The 18,667-nt window shown below is 64.1% G+C and carries 14 protein-coding genes; 8 read left to right on the plus strand and 6 right to left on the minus strand.

The window, feature by feature from the left end:
* The first annotated feature begins 106 nt into the window (after positions 1-106).
* From AC6JA3_RS04160 to AC6JA3_RS04170, 3 genes are all read left to right on the plus strand, one after another.
* The gene (locus tag AC6JA3_RS04160) at positions 107-838 is read left to right on the plus strand and encodes a glutamine amidotransferase (RefSeq protein WP_497919908.1); all 732 of its coding nucleotides are present in this window, start codon (positions 107-109) and stop codon (positions 836-838) included.
* Between the two features lie 62 nt (positions 839-900).
* The gene (locus AC6JA3_RS04165; protein ID WP_347782646.1) at positions 901-1,545 is read left to right on the plus strand and encodes a dihydrofolate reductase family protein; all 645 of its coding nucleotides are present in this window, start codon (positions 901-903) and stop codon (positions 1,543-1,545) included.
* A 93-nt stretch (positions 1,546-1,638) separates the two neighbouring features.
* Positions 1,639-2,406, plus strand: coding sequence for a phosphatase PAP2 family protein (locus AC6JA3_RS04170; RefSeq protein WP_497919909.1), 768 nt, complete (start codon positions 1,639-1,641; stop codon positions 2,404-2,406).
* 52 nt (positions 2,407-2,458) lie between these two features.
* Here the strand turns inward: AC6JA3_RS04170 and AC6JA3_RS04175 are convergent, their stop codons facing one another.
* The 4 genes from AC6JA3_RS04175 to AC6JA3_RS04190 all read right to left on the minus strand — a co-directional run bounded on the left by AC6JA3_RS04175 (position 2,459) and on the right by AC6JA3_RS04190 (position 6,506).
* Positions 2,459-4,087 carry an FAD-dependent oxidoreductase gene (locus AC6JA3_RS04175; protein WP_497919910.1) on the minus strand — a complete coding sequence of 543 codons (1,629 nt, stop codon included), beginning with the start codon at positions 4,085-4,087 and terminating at the stop codon, positions 2,459-2,461.
* Positions 4,084-5,178, minus strand: coding sequence for an alcohol dehydrogenase catalytic domain-containing protein (locus AC6JA3_RS04180; protein WP_497919911.1), 1,095 nt, complete (start codon positions 5,176-5,178; stop codon positions 4,084-4,086). The genes AC6JA3_RS04175 and AC6JA3_RS04180 overlap by 4 nt, the downstream gene beginning before the upstream one ends.
* 8 nt (positions 5,179-5,186) lie before the next feature.
* Positions 5,187-5,498, minus strand: coding sequence for a YciI family protein (locus AC6JA3_RS04185; RefSeq protein ID WP_497919912.1), 312 nt, complete (start codon positions 5,496-5,498; stop codon positions 5,187-5,189).
* 111 nt (positions 5,499-5,609) lie between these two features.
* Positions 5,610-6,506 carry a LysR family transcriptional regulator gene (locus tag AC6JA3_RS04190; protein ID WP_497919913.1) on the minus strand — a complete coding sequence of 299 codons (897 nt, stop codon included), beginning with the start codon at positions 6,504-6,506 and terminating at the stop codon, positions 5,610-5,612.
* A gap of 91 nt (positions 6,507-6,597) precedes the next feature.
* Here AC6JA3_RS04190 and AC6JA3_RS04195 point away from each other — a divergent pair, with 91 nt between their 5' ends.
* From AC6JA3_RS04195 to AC6JA3_RS04215, 5 genes are all read left to right on the plus strand, one after another.
* Positions 6,598-7,404: an IclR family transcriptional regulator gene (locus AC6JA3_RS04195; RefSeq protein WP_497919914.1), complete on the plus strand. Its 807-nt coding sequence runs from the start codon at positions 6,598-6,600 to the stop codon at positions 7,402-7,404.
* Positions 7,405-7,646: 242 nt separating this feature from the next.
* Positions 7,647-9,059 carry an MFS transporter gene (locus AC6JA3_RS04200; protein WP_254779410.1) on the plus strand — a complete coding sequence of 471 codons (1,413 nt, stop codon included), beginning with the start codon at positions 7,647-7,649 and terminating at the stop codon, positions 9,057-9,059.
* 135 nt (positions 9,060-9,194) lie between these two features.
* Positions 9,195-10,355 carry a Gfo/Idh/MocA family protein gene (locus tag AC6JA3_RS04205; protein WP_497919915.1) on the plus strand — a complete coding sequence of 387 codons (1,161 nt, stop codon included), beginning with the start codon at positions 9,195-9,197 and terminating at the stop codon, positions 10,353-10,355.
* A gap of 2 nt (positions 10,356-10,357) precedes the next feature.
* Positions 10,358-13,588 carry an FAD-dependent oxidoreductase gene (locus tag AC6JA3_RS04210; protein WP_497919916.1) on the plus strand — a complete coding sequence of 1,077 codons (3,231 nt, stop codon included), beginning with the start codon at positions 10,358-10,360 and terminating at the stop codon, positions 13,586-13,588.
* A complete protein-coding gene (locus AC6JA3_RS04215) occupies positions 13,585-15,348 on the plus strand; it encodes an FAD-dependent oxidoreductase (RefSeq protein ID WP_347782656.1) in 1,764 nt (587 codons plus the stop codon). The genes AC6JA3_RS04210 and AC6JA3_RS04215 overlap by 4 nt, the downstream gene beginning before the upstream one ends.
* 90 nt (positions 15,349-15,438) lie before the next feature.
* On the opposite strand, the gene AC6JA3_RS04220 is transcribed toward AC6JA3_RS04215, so the two are convergent.
* Positions 15,439-17,634, minus strand: coding sequence for a transglycosylase domain-containing protein (locus AC6JA3_RS04220; protein ID WP_347782657.1), 2,196 nt, complete (start codon positions 17,632-17,634; stop codon positions 15,439-15,441).
* Between the two features lie 107 nt (positions 17,635-17,741).
* A complete protein-coding gene (locus AC6JA3_RS04225) occupies positions 17,742-18,242 on the minus strand; it encodes a sensor histidine kinase (protein WP_223943705.1) in 501 nt (166 codons plus the stop codon).
* Positions 18,243-18,667: the final 425 nt, after the last annotated feature.

Raw genomic sequence — 18,667 nt, forward strand, 5'->3', positions numbered from 1 at the left:
CTACAACGTTATGCAGCGCCGGCGATGCGAGGGAGTCTCTGTCAGAAACCCCCTCCAACCAGCAACACACTTTGTCAGGCAGGCATTCCTCGCGCAGACTGGGCGTGTGAAGCCCTTCCTCTTGCTGGCCACCCGCGCCGAAGACGCCGCAGCCGATGACGAGTACCAGGCGTATCTGCGCTACTGCGGCCTGGAACCGGAAGAACTTGTCCGCTTCCGGTTGGAATCCGAGCCGTTGCCGCCCCTTGATCTCGCCGACTATTCCGGAGTAATCGTCGGCGGCAGCCCGTACACCTCCAGTGATCCTGTGGAGGAAAAGAGCGCAGCCCAAGTCCGGGTGGAGGCGGAACTCTCGGAGCTGTTGGACCGGGTTGTGGCCCAGGATTTCCCGTTCCTGGGCGCTTGCTATGGAGTTGGAACGTTGGGCGTTCATCAAGGAGCCACCATTGACCGGCGCTTTGGCGAACCTGTGGGGCCAACGGAAATCCAGCTCACCGCTGAGGGTGCGCGTGACCCCATGCTTCGCGGCGTTCCCCAAACCTTCGATGCTTTTGTGGGCCACAAGGAAGCATGCAGCGAACTCCCCGGACACGCAGTGCTGTTGGCAAGCTCGGCTGCCTGTCCTGTTCACATGTTCCGCATCAAGAACAACCTTTACGCCACGCAGTTCCACCCTGAACTGGATGCCGACGGCCTGATCACGCGCATCAACATCTACAAGAACGCCGGATACTTCCCACCCCACGAGGCTGACGAACTTATTGCCGTCGCCCGGAACTCCGGGGTGACTGAGCCCATGCGGGTGCTCAGGAACTTCACGGAGCTCTACGCGCGCTGAATCCGGTGGTGTCGCCGGCGCCACACCATACCCCCGCTTCACCGAACCGAAGGAATGACGACATGACCCGCGTTCGCATGGACCTGTTCACCTCACTGGACGGATACACCCCTGCCGATCCCACTCCGGACCAGCCCATGGGTGCTGACTGGGGGCGCCTCACTGAGTCCTATGCCGCCACCCGGACCTTCCGGCAGAAGGTGTTCGGCGATACCAGCGGCGCTGGAACCACAGGACTGGATGATCGCCACGCAGTCTCCTTCTTTGAGGGCGTCGGTTCCGAGATCATGGGCGCCGGGATGTTCGGACTTCACGCGTTTGCCGATGACCCGGACTGGAAGGGCTGGTGGGGTGACAATCCGCCGTTCGGAACCCCGGTCTACGTACTCACCCACACAGCACCGCGTCCGTCGATCCCGATGTCGGGAGGAACCACCTTCCACTTCCGCAACACCGCAATCGAGGAGGTGCTCGCGGAGGCCAAGGAAGCGGCAGGTGACCTGGATGTCCGCGTTGGCGGTGGTTACGGGACGGCCCGGGACTTCCTGCGTGCCGGCTTGGTTGATGAGATCCACCTGACGATCGCTCCCATTTTCCTGGGTCGCGGCAACCGGCTGTGGGATGACCTGCGCGCATTCGAGCTGACCCACAAAGTGACATCCGAAGTGGCCGAAAGCGGCACCATCCACGTCACCCTGACCCGCTAAAACCACCTCCCTGGTGGAACGGGAAGGGAGTATGTTGAACACGCGGGCTTCGGATGTCCAGGATTTGGTATCGCGCGCACTCGCGGAGGGTCAATGAGCGGTAGTCGTCACAGTGCAGGGATACTCAGGCTTCTGGACCGAAAGCTCACCGTTCAGGAACGGGAGATCACCGAGCCCACACGGAAGCGGCTGTATGTTGCCGCTTTGGTGCTGGCGATGGTTGGTGCCGGGTTTTTCTTGCTCCTCCTCACCGGGGTCCAGCAGAAGACGTTCGTGGCGGGCGTCGATGGTCCGGTCAATTCGTGGTTCGACAACCAGCGGTCCCCGGCGATGACCGTCACCATGGCCGTCCTTGCCACTGTTTTCGGCCCCGTTGCCATGCCCATCATTGTGGTGGCCTCCACAGTGGTCTGGATGTTCCGGGCCCGCCACGCCTGGCGGCCTTTGTTGTTGGCCGGCGCGATGCTGACCGGCGTGATCCTTGCCCAGGTCATTTCGCGTCTGGTTGACCGGCCCCGGCCACCGGTGGAACAGATGCTGCTGGGTGGGGACACCACGTACTCGTTTCCCTCCGGTCATGTACTGGGGGCCTCGGACTTCCTCTTAGTGGGCGCGTTCCTCGTCCTGTCCCGCGGCCGCCACGGGCCAGGGGCCGTAGTTGCCGGATTCAGCGTGGCCGTTGCGGGGATCCTCACCCAGGCAGTGAGCCGGCTGTACCTCGGCTACCACTGGCTAACGGACACCCTGGCATCCATATCCCTTTCACTGGTGGTCCTTGGTGCAGTCATTGCGCTGGACACATGGCGCACCACCCGGGTGGCACGGGCTCCGGCCACCCAACCCTCAACCGAGGACCCCTGACCCCACCCCCAGCGGCGCCCACGCCCAGCGGCGCACACACCTACACCTTGCGCTACGCCAGCCGGGCCGCGAGATCTTCCCCCACGGCGAAGGCGCGGGTGATCGCAGAGCCAAGGGTTGCGCCGCCGCCGGGGTAGTTGTTGCGGAAGACGCCGGCTGAGACGTTCCCCGCGGCGTAGAGCCCCGGGATCGGTGATTGCCGGTGGTCCAGGACCCGGCCACTGAAGTCCGTGGCCAACCCGCCCGATGTCCCCAGCACGCCGGCCCGAATGGGAACGGCATAAAACGGCGCAGCCAGCAAGGGGGCCAGGCACGGGTTGGGCAGGTTCCCGGCGTCACCCAGGAATCGGTCTTGTGGCGATGCACCGCGCCCGAATTCGGTGTCCGCGCCAAGTGCTGCGTCTGTATTGAACCGGGCAACCGTGGCATGGAGGCCGGCCGGATCGATGCCCAGTTCCCTTGCCAGGAGTTCCAGGGTGGGTGCGGACGCCATCCACTCTGCGGGTTCGCCCGGCACTGAGCCCGCCACCGGATACTTGCCAAGGTAGTCCGCATCAAACACCAGCCAGGCCGGATTGTTCTGCTGCCGTCCGGTGTGTGGGTTGATGGACGCAAAGACCCTGCCGGCATCGTGGTAATTGAGGGCCTCATTGACGAATCGTTTGCCGTCGCTGTTCACCGTGATGGAGCCCGGAAGGGTCATCTCCACGTTTCCCATGCGGCCTGACCGCTGCCCGTCGTACAGATGGGCCGGCGTCGAAATGACCGGAACTCCCCACACCGCGGACATGTCCTCCACCGCGGCGCCGGCCTTGAGGCCGAGCACCAAGCCGTCGCCCTCATTGGACGGGGCGCTGATGGGGGTTACCGGATACGGAAGGAACGCGCTGCGAAGCCGCGGATTCCATTCGAAGCCACCAGAGGCAAGCACGACGGCGGTCGCTGACACCCGCGCGCCCGCGGAGGTTCCGCCGAGGCCCACCTCCCACCGGTCACCCGTCCGCGACAAGTCCTCCACAGGACTGGACACCACGATCTGCACGCCCCGATCCAGGGCGCTCGCCGCCAGGCTCCCCACCAGCGCGCCACCCATGGTCCGGATTCCCGCAGAGGCCCGGTGTTCCAGCAGCGCGGGATCAGCGGCGCGGCCGTTGAGCTGATCCCGTTCGGTCATGGTGAGCAGCGGAAAGTACGACGACGGCCGGACCAACTCCGAAAGCCCGGGGTAGTCCCGGGGGTCGAAGGCGTTGTTGTCCAGGCCCCTGCCACCATTGGCCGCCCCTTTCCACTCCATGTGGTAATCCGGGCGGGCAATGGGAACCATGGAGACTTTGGTCTTGCGGTCGAGGAACTCCACAGCCCGCGGCGCAGAGGCCACGTACCACTGGATTTCCCCGGCCGTCATCACATGGCCTGCCGCCTCGGTCAGGTAAGCGACGCCGTCGGCCTGGCTGTCCTGGTACCCGGCACCTTTGGCGAGGTGGTTGTCCGGCGCCCACATCACGCCGCCACCAGCAGCGGTGGTGCCGCCCAAAAGCGGGGCCTTCTCCACCACCAGGACGCTGAGCCCGGCATCGGCTGCACGGACGGCGGCAACCAGGCCAGCGGCGCCGCTGCCCATGACCACGACGTCGTAGCGTCCGTTGAGCTGGTGGGGTGCGGTGATGATTGAGGTGCTCATGCGGGGCTCCCAGCAGGCATCTCGATCAGGATCTTACCGATCTTTTCTGTCCGGCCCTGCAGGAGTTGGTAGGCGTTCTGCAGCTCGGAAAACGGGAAGCGGTGGGTCATGAGCGTGCGGGCCTGTCCGGGGTGCCGGGCCAGCAGGGCGAGCCCCTCCGGAATGAGGTTCAAGCTCATCCGGCTGCCCAGGAGATCCAGTTCCTTGTAGGGAATGTCCTTCATGGAGACGTTGGCTAGCCGTGGCGAGATGCCTACCTGGACAATCCGGCCCGCGCTGGCGACCAGCCTGATGGCATTCTCCAGGGAGGAAGGAACCCCCGTGGCTTCAATGACCAACTGCGGTCCGTATCCGTCGGTCAGAGTGTCCAGGCGATGCGTTTGGTGCTCATCCGGGAAGTCGGTTCCCGGGGCCACAAGCAGGGTGTCTGCTGCGCCGAATTCCACTGCAAGATCCAGTCGGTGCTGCTCAGTGTCGGCACAGATGACCTTGACGCCCAGTTCCGTCAGATACAAGGTGGCCAGCAGCCCAATGGGGCCGCTTCCCAGCACCAGCGCGGTTTCGCCGGGCTCGGGTCGCCCACGGTTGACGGCCTGCATGGCAATCGAGGCAGGCTCGCCCATGGCGGCGATGTCCAGCGGAAGATCGTCCGGTACAGGGCACAGCTTTTCCACCGGGACGCTGATCAGTTCGGTAAATGCCCCATTCGAATAGCAGCCCAGGCAGCCCACGTTCTGGCAGACGTTGTACCGGCCTGTGCGGCAAGGGCGGCACTGGCCGCAGTAGATGATGGGGTTGACTGCTACGCGGTCGCCGATGCTGACGCTGAAAGCGGTGCCTGTGGTGGTGGCTCTGCCGGTGACTCCCGCATCGCAGGGGACCTCCGGTCCAAGGGCCTCGACTATGCCGGAGAATTCGTGGCCTTGGATCAACGGGAGTTCCGTGGGGTAGTCGTCCTCCCAGATATGGAGGTCGGTTCCGCACAGCGTGACGTTGTGGACCCGGACCAGGGCGTGGCCCGGTTCAACGGTGGGATCGGGGGAGTCCTGAAAGGAAATGGTCTCTTTGGCGACAGTGATCGCGGACAACACGGCTGGGCTCAGTTCTGCGCGGTTGCAGGCTCAGGGGCATCCGCACCGAAGAAGATGTTCCACTGCTGAACTGTCCGTTCCTCAATGAGGCCGGACTGGTGGAACGGGTCCTGGTCCATGAGGGCTTCGACGTCCGCTTTGGTTTCGCCGGTAAGGATCAGCAGCGCCCCAGGTGATTCCTCCGGGCCGAAGGGGCCGCTCTTGAGGAGGCGGCCGCCGTCGAACTGGGCCTTGAGGAATTCCACATGGGCAGGGCGGACGGCATCCCGGCGGGCGGACGTAGCGTCGGAGTAGGTGTATGTAACGGCAAACGTGGGCATCGGGTTGTCCTCTTCATTGAGTGGTGGTGGTTTCCCTCAATGCTGGGCAACTCATTAGGCCTTGTCCAATACTTAGTTGGTCTAAAACTATGTGTATAAACTACATAGTCTCTAGTCCTTCGGAGCGGGGAGCACGTCTTCGGCCACAGCGAGCGCAGCCCGGACCGCGGGCGTCGTTGCTCCCGGGTTCCAGGCGAGCCCGGAAAACAGCAGCACGTCGTCGCCTTCCAAAGGCAGGAATACGATGCCGGCGGGCATGATCCCCTCGATGGAGGCGGGCATGACGCTGATGCCAACGCCACCGGCCACCAGGGACAACGCAGTGTAGGGATCGGAGACTTCCTGGCTGATCCGGGGTCGGAAGCCAGCGGCGGCACACGCGGCGAAGGTGACTTCGCGCAGGGTGGAGCCTTGGGCGGCGGGCATGGTGATGAACGGATCACCGGCCAGCTGCGCCATGTGCACGGAGGCCTGTCCAGCCAGGGGATGGTCCGCGGGCAGGGTGACCCCCAGCCGCTCTGTGGCGATGCGACGGGTGGCCAGCGCGGGGGCGTCGATGGGGAGGCCGATGAAGGCCAGATCCAAGGAGCCGTTGCCCAGCTGCTGAAGGGCTTCCTGGGTGAGCAGGCCTCCATGCAGCGTGACGTCGAGTTGCGGGTAATGCTGCCGCAGGGCCCGCATCAGTGGGGGCAGTGTGGCATGGTTCAACGCGCCGGAGAAGCCGATGGCGAGTTTTCCGTAGATGGTCCCGGTCCCGGCGCTGACGGCCCTCCGCGCCAAGTCCACTTCCTCAAGGATCCTGCGGGCATGCGGCAACAGCGAGTGGCCTGCCGTGGTCAGGGTGACGGACCGGGTGTTGCGTTCAAACAGCGGTGCGCCCAGACCCTTTTCCAGCTTCTTGATGGTCTGGCTCAACGGTGACTGTGCCATGCGAAGCCGCTCTGCCGCCCTGCCAAAGTGCAGCTCCTCAGCTACTGCCAGGAAGGCCTCAATTTGCCGCAGTTCCACGTTGCCTCCCGGATTTTGCGCTCCAGTGCAAGGCTATATTGGGTTTCGAGGTCCGCGATGCAGCCGACCGGAAAAGCACTACGGAGGCATCATGGCCAACTCGGCGTCGGGGGAGTCCGTGATCGAACGCGTCGTGAAGATCATGGACGCGTTTTCAAAGGGCCGTCCTTGGCTTCCCTTGAAGGACATGGTCCGGATCACCGGTTTGTCCCGCAGCACCGTCCACCGCCTGGCCATGGACCTGGCTGCCAACGGACTCCTGGAGCGCAATGCCGAAGGCGAGTTCGGCGTGGGAATGAAGATGTGGGAGTTGGCCTCCCGCAGCAACCCCCTGGAAGAATTCCGGCGCCGTGGTTTGCCGTTCCTGGAAGGTGTCCACGCCGCTGTGCAGGAGCACGTTGCCCTCTCCATTCCGGACGTGGAGACCAACAGTGTGCTCTATCTCGAGCGGCTGGACCGGCATGGGACCGTCATGAACCTGGCACAGGTGGCAGGCCGGCTGGATATCCACACCACGTCCTCCGGAATGGCCATGATGGCGCACATGCCAGGCTGGGTGCAGGATCGTTTCCTTGCAGGAAAGCTGGAGCAGACAACGCAGGCCACGGAGATCGACCCGGTAAAGATCAGGAGCCACCTGGCCCTGATCCGCGAGCGGGGCTACGCCCGGTTGGTGGGTGTCCTGATCGAGGAGAACACGGCCTATTCCGTGCCGGTCTTCGGCCAGGGCCAAACCGTCATAGGTGCCATTTCCGTCGTCGTGCCTTCTGTTGAGGAGGACGCCGGACTGATCCTTCCGGTCCTGGTGGCCGCAGGCCGCGGTTTGTCCCGGACCATGGGTGCTGAACGGCGCCCCTACGGTTCCCGTCCATGGTTGTCACACCCCGGAGCTGAATAGCCAGCGAACGGGACCTGTCCCGTTCAACGGGAAGTTGCACCGCGCCATGTGACCTGGGTCCTACAGTCGATTCCAGAGGAACAATCGCCTGTGATCTGGAGCACAGCTACGGGAGTCGTTATCAACGGCCACCGGGCGGGCTGCACAACAAAGCAGCAGCCGGCGACGAGGCCTCGTCCAATTCTTTGCCGGGCAAGGCACCATGGCGGTGCCACTCCCGCGGCACTCAATGAGGAGACAGTATGGGACACGTGCAGCAGCACACGCCCTCGGACGTCAACAACGCGGCCTCGCCGCTTGGCACACAGCCGGCCGGAACAGGCCGGGATGGCACACAGCCAGCCGGAACAGGCCCGGATGACCACGTCAAAATGCCCAAGAAGGCGGCGCTCGCCTCCTTCCTTGGATCCACCCTGGAGTATTACGACTTCTTCATCTACGGCACCGCCGCAGCCCTGATCTTCCCCAAGATCTTCTTCCCCGGCGGGGACCCCGTGGTGGCGTTGCTCGGAGCCATGGCGACGTTCGGCGTCGGCTATCTTGCCCGGCCATTGGGCGGGCTGGTGATGAGCCACTATGGCGACAAGATCGGCCGGAAGCAGGCGCTGATGGTCACTCTCGTGATTATGGGTATGGCCTCGATCGGCATCGGATTCCTGCCCACCTATGGACAGCTGGGCTATTGGGCAACTGCGTTGTTGCTGCTGGGCCGGCTGGCCCAGGGCTTCTCTGCCGGTGCTGAAGCCGCAGGCGCCTCTACCCTCACCATGGAGCACTCGCCCGAAGGCCGCCGCGCCTTCTTCACCAGCTTTGTGATGACCGGGTACGCCTCGGGAATGGTGTTGTCCACCATCGTTTTCATCCCGCTGGCAGCGCTGCCCGAAGACCAGCTCCTGAGCTGGGGTTGGCGCGTACCGTTCTGGCTTTCGGTAGTGGTCCTCGCCGTCGCTTACTGGATCCGAACCCGGCTGGATGAACCACCGGTGTTCGAAGAAATCGTGGAGAACGAGAAGCCCAAGGCCATTCCCGCCGTCGCCGTCATGAAGACCCAGTGGCGCGATGTCCTGCGCGTCGGTGTGGTGATGCTGTTCTCCGTCATGCAGACCACCTTCACTGTGTACGCCCTGGCCTACGCCACCGGTCCCGCCGTGGGCATCGACCGCACCCTCATGCTCACCGTGAACGCCGTAACCATCGGCCTGTCCATGGTGACCATCCCGATCTCGGCCATGATCTCGGACCGCATCGGCCGCAAGAAGGTCCTCCTGGTAGGAGCGCTCGGTTGCGCACTGACCACCATCGGCTACTTCTGGGCCATCAGCGAGCAGAACATTGCCCTGATCTTCCTGTTCGGTTTCCTCAACATGACCGTCTTCTACTCCTGCTGGAACGGGGTGTGGACTGTCTTCTTCCCGGAGATGTTCCCGGCAGCGGTCCGCTACTCCGGCATGGCGATCGGCAGCCAGATCGGCCTGATCCTGGCCGGCTTCGCACCGGCCATCGCAACCCTCCTGGCCCAGCCCGGACCGAACGGTTGGTGGCCCGTAGCGGGCTTCACCATCCTGTGCCTGGTGGCTTCGGCCATCGCCATCATGACGGCCCGCGAAACCTACAACGTTCCGCTGGAGGACCTCGGCAAACCGCGGATCAAGTAGGCACGCCCCGGCAGAACAGAACGCACGACGCCGGGCGGCGGCTCCCAGCCGCCCGGCACCGTCCCTTACCAATACATCCAAGCAACCGACTCGCCCAAGCAACCGACTCATATGTCCCGAAAGTTGGATCACCCCATGATTTCGCCAGCACCGGCACCCCGCATCTTCCGCGTAGGAATCGCGGGTTGCGGCGCCATTTCCCGCAACCACCTGGAAGCCTTCAGCGCCTTGGACAACGTCCGCATTGTGGGCGTCTGCGATGTGGACCCGGACCGGGCCTCGGCTACGGCCGCGAGCTGGGGAGTCCCGCACGCGGTCACCAGCGTGGACGAACTCCTGGCACTGGACCTGGACATCGTCTCCGTCTGCACGCCGCACCCCACCCACGAAGAAGTGGTGCTCCAGGCTGCGGCCGCAGGAGTGAACGTCCTCTGCGAAAAACCCATTGCCACCAGGCTGGACTCTGCCGAACGCATGGTGGCTGCCTGCAATGAAGCCGGGGTCCAGTTGGGGGTCCTGTTCCAGCGCCGTTTCTGGCCGGCGTCGCAGAAAATCCGGGCAGCGATCGACGACGGCACTCTTGGCAAAGCGATCATGGCCCAGTGTTCAGTGATGCTCCACCGCGCACCCGACTACTACAACCGCGACGCCTGGCGTGGCACCTGGGAGAGCGATGGTGGCGGGGTCCTGATGTCCCAGGCCGTCCACCAGATCGACCTCCTCCAGTGGTACCTCGGGGATGTCGCCGAGGTCTACGGGAAGGTCAACACCTACCGCCACGGCGACTATATAGAGGTGGAGGATTCCGCGACGGCGGTGATCACCTTTACTTCCGGGGCCATGGCAACCCTGCAGGCATCCACAGCGGTATCGCCCAACCTCGGGATCCAGCTCCGCATCACCGGTGAAACAGGCGCCTCGGCATCCCTCACGGAATTCCCGGAAGGCAGCGATGGCCGCCTGGACCTGTGGGCGGCGGATGGGAGGATCGTCGTCGAGCCTGTACATCCCGAAGGCGTGGAGCCCAACGTGGACCTGTCCATCATCAACGGCCAGCTCATCCCGTTCCACAAACTGCAGGTGCAGGACTTTGTCCAGGCCCTGGAGAGCGGCACCGAGCCGGCCATTACCGGCCAGGATGCGCTGAAGTCGCTGCGGATCCTGCTTGCTGTTTACGAATCCTCGCGCACGGGCGAGCCGGTCCGCTTTGCGCCGGCCCACCCCGCCCACACAGCCATTCCCTCCGCCCGGCCAGCGATCAGCCGGCTGGGAAGTCCCGTGAAGGTGGCGGGCTGACCATGGAAACGTCACCATCAGCAGCCTCACCATCAGCAGCCTCACCATCAGCGGCATCGCCCCTGACCCTCGGCCGCAACGGCCGCACCCCACGGACCCTCCGCAACCGGCTGGCTTCGGCTCCCATGGAACGCAATTACGGAACCGCGGATGGTTACATCACCGAGCAGTACATCGACTACCTTGTAACCCGCGCCAAGGCGGGCCTGGGCATGGTCACCACCGAAGCCACCTACGTCCGGGCGGACGGCAAGGGCCGGACGCACCAACTTGGACTGCACACCGACCAGATGGTCCCGGGCCTGCGCCGCCTCACCGACGCCCTGCACGCCCAAGGTGCCCTGGCCGCCGTCGAACTCAACCATGGCGGCCGCACCGCGCAGTCCGCAGTGTCCGGGTTCCAGAACCTCGCGCCGTCGCCGGTTCCGTGCGCGACGGCGGGTGGAGAGGTTCCGCTGGAACTCACCGCTGCCCAGTGCTACGAACTCGTTGACGCGTATGCTGCTGCGGCCCGCCGTGCGGTTGCCGCCGGGTTCGACGTCATCAACCTCCATGGCGCCCACGGGTACCTGATCCACCAGTTCATGTCGCCGATTTCCAACCACCGGACGGACGAGTTTGCCGCCCCGGAGTTCTTCATGAACCTGGTCATTGACGCTGTTCGAGAGGCCGTGCCGGATACGATCGTGGGCATGCGCGTCTCCGTGGTGGAAGGCCCCGCCGACGGCATCAGCGCCGAACAGCAAGTTGCCATCATCGCCAAAGCCAACCTCGACAAGCTCGACTTCCTGGACCTTTCCGCGGGCAGTTACGACGCCGGCGAATGGATCGTCCAGTCGGGGGAGTGGAAGCCCGGCATCCTTGCCGATTACGCCAAGGCCTACCGACGGTTCGGACTGCCGCTGGGGATGGCCGGCCGGCTCAACAGCCCGGAAATCATTGAAGAAGTACTGTCGGAGGGCACCTGCGATTTCGTCAGCCTGGCCCGTGCCATCCATGCCGATCCTGCTTTTGTTGGCGGTGTCCTGCGGGGCGAACGCTACCGGCCATGTATCGCGTGCAACGTCTGCATCGACAACCTCGGACTCGGGCAAGTCACCTGCACCGTCAATCCTGCTGTCGGCCGGTCCCGGGTACCGGTTCCCACCCCGGCCGTCCGTCCGGATTCCACAGTGCTGGTGGTCGGTGCCGGTCCTGCCGGGCTCACCGCCGCCCGCGAACTCGCCCAAGCCGGTGCCCGTGTGACGCTGGTGGACCAGGGGTCGCGGACCGGCGGGCAGTTTGCCCTGGCTGAACGCATGAGGTCCACGCCGGACTTCCACCGCTTTGCCGACTGGTCAACGTTGGAAAACGAGCGCCTGGGCGTGGACGTCCGCTTGGGTTCCCGCGTTGACACCTCCGACGCCGGTGCGCTGGCCCGTGACTTTGGAGCCGACGCAGTTGTTATCGCCACCGGGGGTCGTTTGCCGGCAGCCGGGTTTGCCGGCAGTGATTCGCCTCGCGTCCTGGATATCCGGGAATGGCTGGCCGCTCATCCGGAAGTACTCGACGGCGGTGCTGCCGCTGCTGCCGCTTCGGGGGGTGCGGCCGTTTCGGATGGTCCGGTGGCTCCGGGTGGTCCGGCCGCTGCGGCTGGCTCGGCCGATTCGGAGGGTCCGGCCGCTGCTGCCATTTCGAATGGTCCGGCCGCTGCGGCTGGCTCGGCCGATTCGGAGGGTCCAGCCGGTTTGGGTGGCTTGGCCGCTTCGGGTGGTCCGGCCGCTGCTGGGGGCTCGGTCGTTCCGGAGGCAGTGACCATCTGGGGTGCCGATGCTGTGGCGATGAGCGTGGCCGACACCCTGGCTTCCCGGGGAACCGCGGTGACGATCATCGGGCCCCAGGAGTCGTTGGCCCCGGAGTCAGGCCGCCGGGCCAAGATCCTGGCAGTGCCGCGACTGGAAGCCAACCCGCGGGTGCGGATCTTCCTGTCCAGCACCATCGAGGAGTTTGACGGCAACCGCGTCCGCATCAGCCGCGAAGGTGTTGAGGACCAGTGGGTCGAAGCCCCGGGTGAGTTGCTGGTCTCACGATCCGTACTTCCCGTGGAAGGATCTGCCACTGTAGAGGCATGGAAATCCGGGGACGGCGTGGCCTCCATCCCTGTAGCCATGGCCGGGACCGTCGTCGATCCGTCTCCGGCCATCGTGTCCAACGCAGTCAAGAGCGGATACGACGCTGCGCAACGGATTGCTGCTGCTTTGGCTGCCGGTCCTGGCAGCGATGGTACCGAGGTCGCTGGAAACGTGCCGGTTCGCCGGAGCTTTTCGGCGATCTCGCAGCGTAGCGGCGATCCCGGTGCCGCAGAGTCCCACCAAGCCGGTGACTCTGCCCCCATTGCCCTTCCACCCCTTGGCACACCGATACGCCGGCTCGGGCTCGCCCAGTTGTCCCTGGTGGGAACCGCGCCCCCGGACTTGGTGACCATCGCCGGCCAGGCCGGGTTCGACTTCATCGGAGCCCGCGTCCGCCCGGTGACCGCCACGGAACGGTCCTACAACCTTCAGCCGGGCTCGCCCATGCTAAGGGAAACCCTGGCGCGGATGGCTGACACCGGGATCACTGTGGAAGACATCGAATTCCTGCTCCTGGACGGAACGGGCTTGCAGAACGGCGTTGACCAACGCGAAGCCTGGTTGCGGATGATGGAGGCAGGCCAGGCTCTGGGCGCATCCACGCTGACTGTTGCCTGCGCCGATCCTGATCTGGACCGATTTGGGGACCACCTCGCGCAGATGACGCAGGACGGCACCGCATACGGGATCGTCCCCACGCTGGAGCCCATTTCCTACCAGAAGGTCCGGTCAATCCCGCAAGCCGTGGAGCTCGCCGATTTTGCCGACTGCAAAATCGTGGTGGACGCGCTCCATTTCAACCGCTTCGGCGGCACATGGGCAGAACTCGAAGACGCTGCAGACCTGGTTCCCATGATCCAGCTCTGCGATGGACCGGCCACCCCGCCACCGGGCAAGGAAGGGCTGATCCTGGAGTCCCGCTTGGAGCGGGGTGTACCGGGGGAAGGCGCATTCGATCTCACGGCCATGCTCGCCTCCTTCCCCCCAGTGGTCCCCGTCAGCGTCGAGACCCCCTCTGGAAGCCGGGTGGCCGCCATGGGCGAACTCGCCTGGGCCAAACAGCTGAAGGCGGCAGCAGACTCTGTCCTCAATACCCCCGCATTTACCTGGAGTACCTCATGAACAGCACCCCTTCCCTCCCCACCCAGGACTGCGATGTCCTCGTCATTGGCTCCGGGGCGGGCGGCCTCGCTGCGGCTGTGACAGCGGCCTATCACGGACTGAAAGTCATCGTCGTGGAAAAGGCCGATGTTTGCGGCGGCGCCACGTCATGGTCCGGGGGATGGGCTTGGGCTCCCGGTAATCCGCTGGCGAAAGCCGAAGGCGTCACCGAAGAGAAGGAAACCTTCAGGACCTACCTCCGGGCAGTCCTCGGCGGAGATTACCGGGAAGAGAACGTGGAAGCCTTCCTGGAAGCGTCACCACACATGGTGGGATTCTTCCAGGACAAGACGTCCTTGCAGTTCGTCGCCGGCAGCAGGATCAACGACATTTACGGCAAACTTCCCGGCGCGGGCACGGGCCATCGCTCCGTGGGTCCCAAACCCCTCAATGCCCGGGCCATCAAACCTGCCCTGCGTGCCAAGATGCGCCACCAACTGTACGAGACGTCCTTCCTGGGCATGGGAATCATGGCCGGTCCGGACCTCAGCAAGTTCCTCTCGGCATCGAAGGGCAACCCCGCCGGGATCTTCCACGCGGGGTGGCGCTTCGCTTTCCACCTCCTGGATGTGCTGGTCCACCGCCGCAACATGCAGCTGGTCAATGGCACGGCCCTTACCGGCAGGCTCATGAAGTCAGCTGATGACCTGGGTGTCGATATCCGCGTTTCCACTCCTGCCACAGCGTTGCTCAGCGACGACAACGGCAAGGTGACCGGCGCCGTCGTGCGTTCGCCTGAAGGTGAGCTTCACATCAAGGCTGGACGCGGCGTCGTGCTGGCGACCGGCGGCTTTCCCAACGATGTCCAGCGCCGCAGGGAACTGTTCCCCAAGACCCCTACCGGCCGGGAGCACTGGACCTTGTCGCCGGATGAAACCACGGGCGACGGCATCAGCCTTGCCACCTCCGTGGGTGCCCGTTTCAGGACAGACGTGAAGTCGCCCGCCGCGTGGTGTCCGGTGTCGCTGGTGCCGTACCGCAACGGCCGGACCGGAGTGTTCCCGCACATCATGGACCGTGCCAAGCCGGGCAGCATCGGGGTCCGTGCGGACGGAAAACGGTTCGTGAACGAAGCCAATGGCTACTACGACTACGTGGAGGCGCTCCTGGCAGCGACGCCGGAAGGTGCCACCGTTGAGTCGTGGCAGATAGCGGACAGCCGGTTCGTGCGCAGGTTCCCGCTGGGAATGGCCAAACCCTTGCCCGTCCCGCTGTTCCCCTACCTACGATCCGGGTACCTCATTAAGGGCCGGACGTTGGAGGAGCTTGCCACGAAATGCGGAATCGACCCCGCAGAGTTGCGCCGCACGGTGGAGAGGTTCAATGCCAACGCGCGCGACGGCGTCGACCCTGACTTCGGGCGCGGCGGGACGGCCTTCAACCGCTACGGCGGTGATCCCGGCAACCAGCCCAACCCGTCACTAGGCACCCTGGAGAAGGGCCCGTTCTATGCGGTGCGGGTGGTTCCCGGGAGTTTCGGCACGTTCGCCGGGATCGACACGGATGGGACGTCGCGCGCGCTCACCAGCGACGGCGACCCCATCCCCGGTCTCTACGTCACCGGCAACGACCAAGCCAATGTCATGGGTGGCCACTATCCGGCCGGCGGCATCAACCTTGGCCCGGCGCTGACGTTCGGATACATCGCAGGCCGCCACCTCGCGGGCGTGGACAACTACGAAGACGACGGCACGCGCGCGGCCGCCGAGGTCACGCTGTAGCGAGACGTTGTGAGGCCTGCTGTGCAGGGTTTGGCACGCGGATTGCGTGCAGAGCAGGCCTCGCAACGCGGGGTGATTGCTGTGTATTTCCTACCCTCCTGTCAGGCGCGGGACGGCCGGAACAGTAGTCACAGGCGCCGGTGCCGGCGGGGGAGCGGGCGCCGCGAAAGGACCACTCGGGTACATTGCGGTGGCTTCCATCATGTAGTTGGCCCACTGCGGACCGGCGATCATGTAACCGTCCAAGGACTTATAGAACTTGCCGTTAATGGTGACGTTTTGTCCGGCGCGCTGCTGTCCCGCCGTCGTGTCCCCAAAGAACGACGCCGTGGCAAGGGTGGTGGTGTAACCGGCAACCCAGGTGGCGCCGTTGTTGTTGGACGTGCCGGTCTTGGCCGCGACGGGTACTTGGCTTTGGACCTTGGGATTGATGTAAACGCCGGAGCCCATCTTCAGGACGTCCTGGAGGACCGCGTTGACACCGCGGGCCACAGCCGGTTTCACGGCCTCCCTGCACTCGGGTTTTTGGGCTTCGAACTGGCGGCCTTGGGAGTCGCTGATCCCGGTGATCGCGATGGGTGCGCAGTACGTGCCGTCATTGGCGAAGGTGGCGTACGCGCTGGCAAGGACCACCGGTGCCACGCCGATGGAGCCCAGCAGGTTTCCAATCTGGTGCATGTTCACCGGAGCGTTGTCGAGACCGCTGTGAAGACCCACTGTGTCCACCATTTTTTGGATGCCGCAGAAGTCCAACTGGGCTGCGGTGGCGAAGGTTGCAGTGTTGATGGAGTTGTAAAGGCCGTAGTTGATGGGCATGGGCCGGTAATAGCCTGCGTCGTTATTTTGCAGGTCATCGTCGGCGCCCAGGTTCTGTGCTTTCTGGGCGCTGCTGTAACCTCCCATCACCTTGCCGCAGCTGGAGCGCCAGGGGAAACCCACCGGATAAACCCTTCGCGAGGCGTCAACTACGGCCGTGGGGTTCTTGCCTTCGTTGAGCCATTCGGCGTAGATGAACGGCTTCATGGTGGATCCCGGTTGGAATCCTCCCGCGCCGTTGAGGTCGTATCCGTTCGCGTCCTTGGCGTCCACGTTGAAGTTCAGTTGGGTGTCGTATTTGCCTTCCTGGGGTACAAACACCGTGTTCTGGGCCATGGCCAGGATCTTCCCGGTGCCGGGCTGCACGGTGGTCATGGCCGCACCCCATTTGTCCGGATTATCCCCGGCCGAGGCGTCCACTTGGGCTTGGGCAGCGGCCTGGAGCCTGCTGTCCAGGGTGGTGGTGATGGTCAGTCCACCCCGGTAAAGCAGGCGCTCGCGCTCGTTGACGGTGGAACCATAGGTCTCGTCGTTGAGGATCAGGTGGGAAACGTAGTCACAGAAGTAGGTGGCGATCGCGGCACCAGCGCAGCCTTGACGCGAAGGGGTGACGTTCAGTTCTATGGGCGTTGCCACTGCCACGCCATGGTCCACTGCCGTGATCTTGCCCTGTTCCAGCATCCGGTCCAGGACAAGGTTGCGGCGCTTCATTGCGGCATCGGGATCCACTGTGGGGTCGTAGATGCTGGGGCCGTTGACCAGCCCGGCGAGCAGCGCGGCCTGTGGCAGGGTCAGATCCTTCGCGGACGTGCTGAAGAAATAGCGTGAGGCAGCTTCAATGCCGTAGGCGTCCCGGTTGAAGAACACGATATTCAGGTAGCCCTCAAGGATTTGGTCCTTGCTGAACCGCTTTTCCAGTTCGAGGGCAAGCTTGATCTCGCGGAGTTTGTCCCCCATGGTTTTCTGGCCGCTGAGCACCACATCTTCAGGGCGCCCTTCGGAAAGCCGGGACTCGTTGAGCACGTTGGTGACGTATTGCTGGGTCAAGGTGGAAGCACCTTGCCGGGTGCCTTTGGTCAGGTTGGAGGTCAGTGCACGGATGATGCCCTGGGCGTCCACGCCGGCATGCTCGTAAAAGCGGTTGTCTTCAATGGCCACGATCGCCTCGCGAATAAAGGGCGACATCTGGTCCAAAGGGACCTTCACGCGGTTCTCGGCGTAGAACGTGGCAATGTGTTGGCCGTCGGCCGAGACCAGCGTGCTGGAAAGGGAGGGGGAATCGACGTTCAGTTCGCTGGGCAGGTCTTCGTAGAACCCGATCGATCCACCCACGGTAGTGCTGGTGAATGCCACCACAGGGACTACCAGCCCGGAGATCAACACCCCGCAGAGAATGCTCACGAAGAAGTACCCGAAGACCCTCAGGAGGACCTTGCCGAGACCTGATTTCGGACTCTGGTTGTTCGCCATTTTCGTGCCAATCCGTCGGGATGTCAGGCTGAAAAGTAGCTACAGAATACGTCCGGCATCGCTATTGGGCCATGGTTGGAAGCCCAAAAAAGGGTCCCAAATCGGACTCAATCCAGCGGCAGGGTGACCCTCACACTGGTGCCCCGCCCAAGGGCGGAGTCGATGTCTACTGTCCCGCCGGCGTCGTGCACTGCGATGGACATCAGCAGCAGGCCGAAACCGTGCCGCCGGCCACTGGGTGCTGCGTGGATTTCGAATCCGCTGCCGTCGTCAGTGATAGTGATCTGGATTCCGTGGTAAACGGCGTTGAGGCGAACGGTGAGTTCCGTGGCGTTGGCGTAGTTGAGGGTGTTGCTGAAGGTCTCCTGGGCCACGTGGTAGAGCAGGGCGGCGGCCGAAGAGGAGATCTCGATGCCATGATGCGGGGTCTGCCAGTGGACGGCGATGCCGGTCCGGCGCAGCGGCGCGGCAAGGCGGTCGATGCATCCTGCGACGCCCAGCGCGTAGAAATCCACGGGGTGCTGGTCCTGGATGATGCCCTTGACGGCAACTACCTCACTGAGTGCTGATGACTGCTCCATTGCGTCCCCCACATCGTTGTCTTTCATACTTGGAATTCGTTGCCGAAACCCCCCGGTATGGGTGTTCCGACTGATTCCAGCGTGGCGCCGCTTTATCAAGGAACGTTTCCGTTTGGCTCAAGTTCGCATCAAGTTTGCGGGGGAGGCTTGCGGGGGCCCGTCTCCTCCTTTCGCACGAACCAAAACAGCGCCCGACGACGGCAGGCGAGTGTCGTCGTCGGGCGCTGAAGGGTGTGGGCTACCTCCTCTGGTCCAGGGCGGTGAGCATCAGGCGGCACGCACTTGGGACCGGAAGTTCATCCCTGCCGAACGACGTGTGGCTTCGCTACCCACTTTCGCCGTTCAGCTCGCTCAATGAAAACCAAAAAGGTTGATTTCAGCCAGCAAAACAGTGAAAAGGGGTAACGAAGCCACAGGATTCCAACAGGGCCAGCTCACCCAGGCGGGAAGAG

Source organism: Arthrobacter sp. TmtSoilC79 (genome assembly GCF_059739405.1).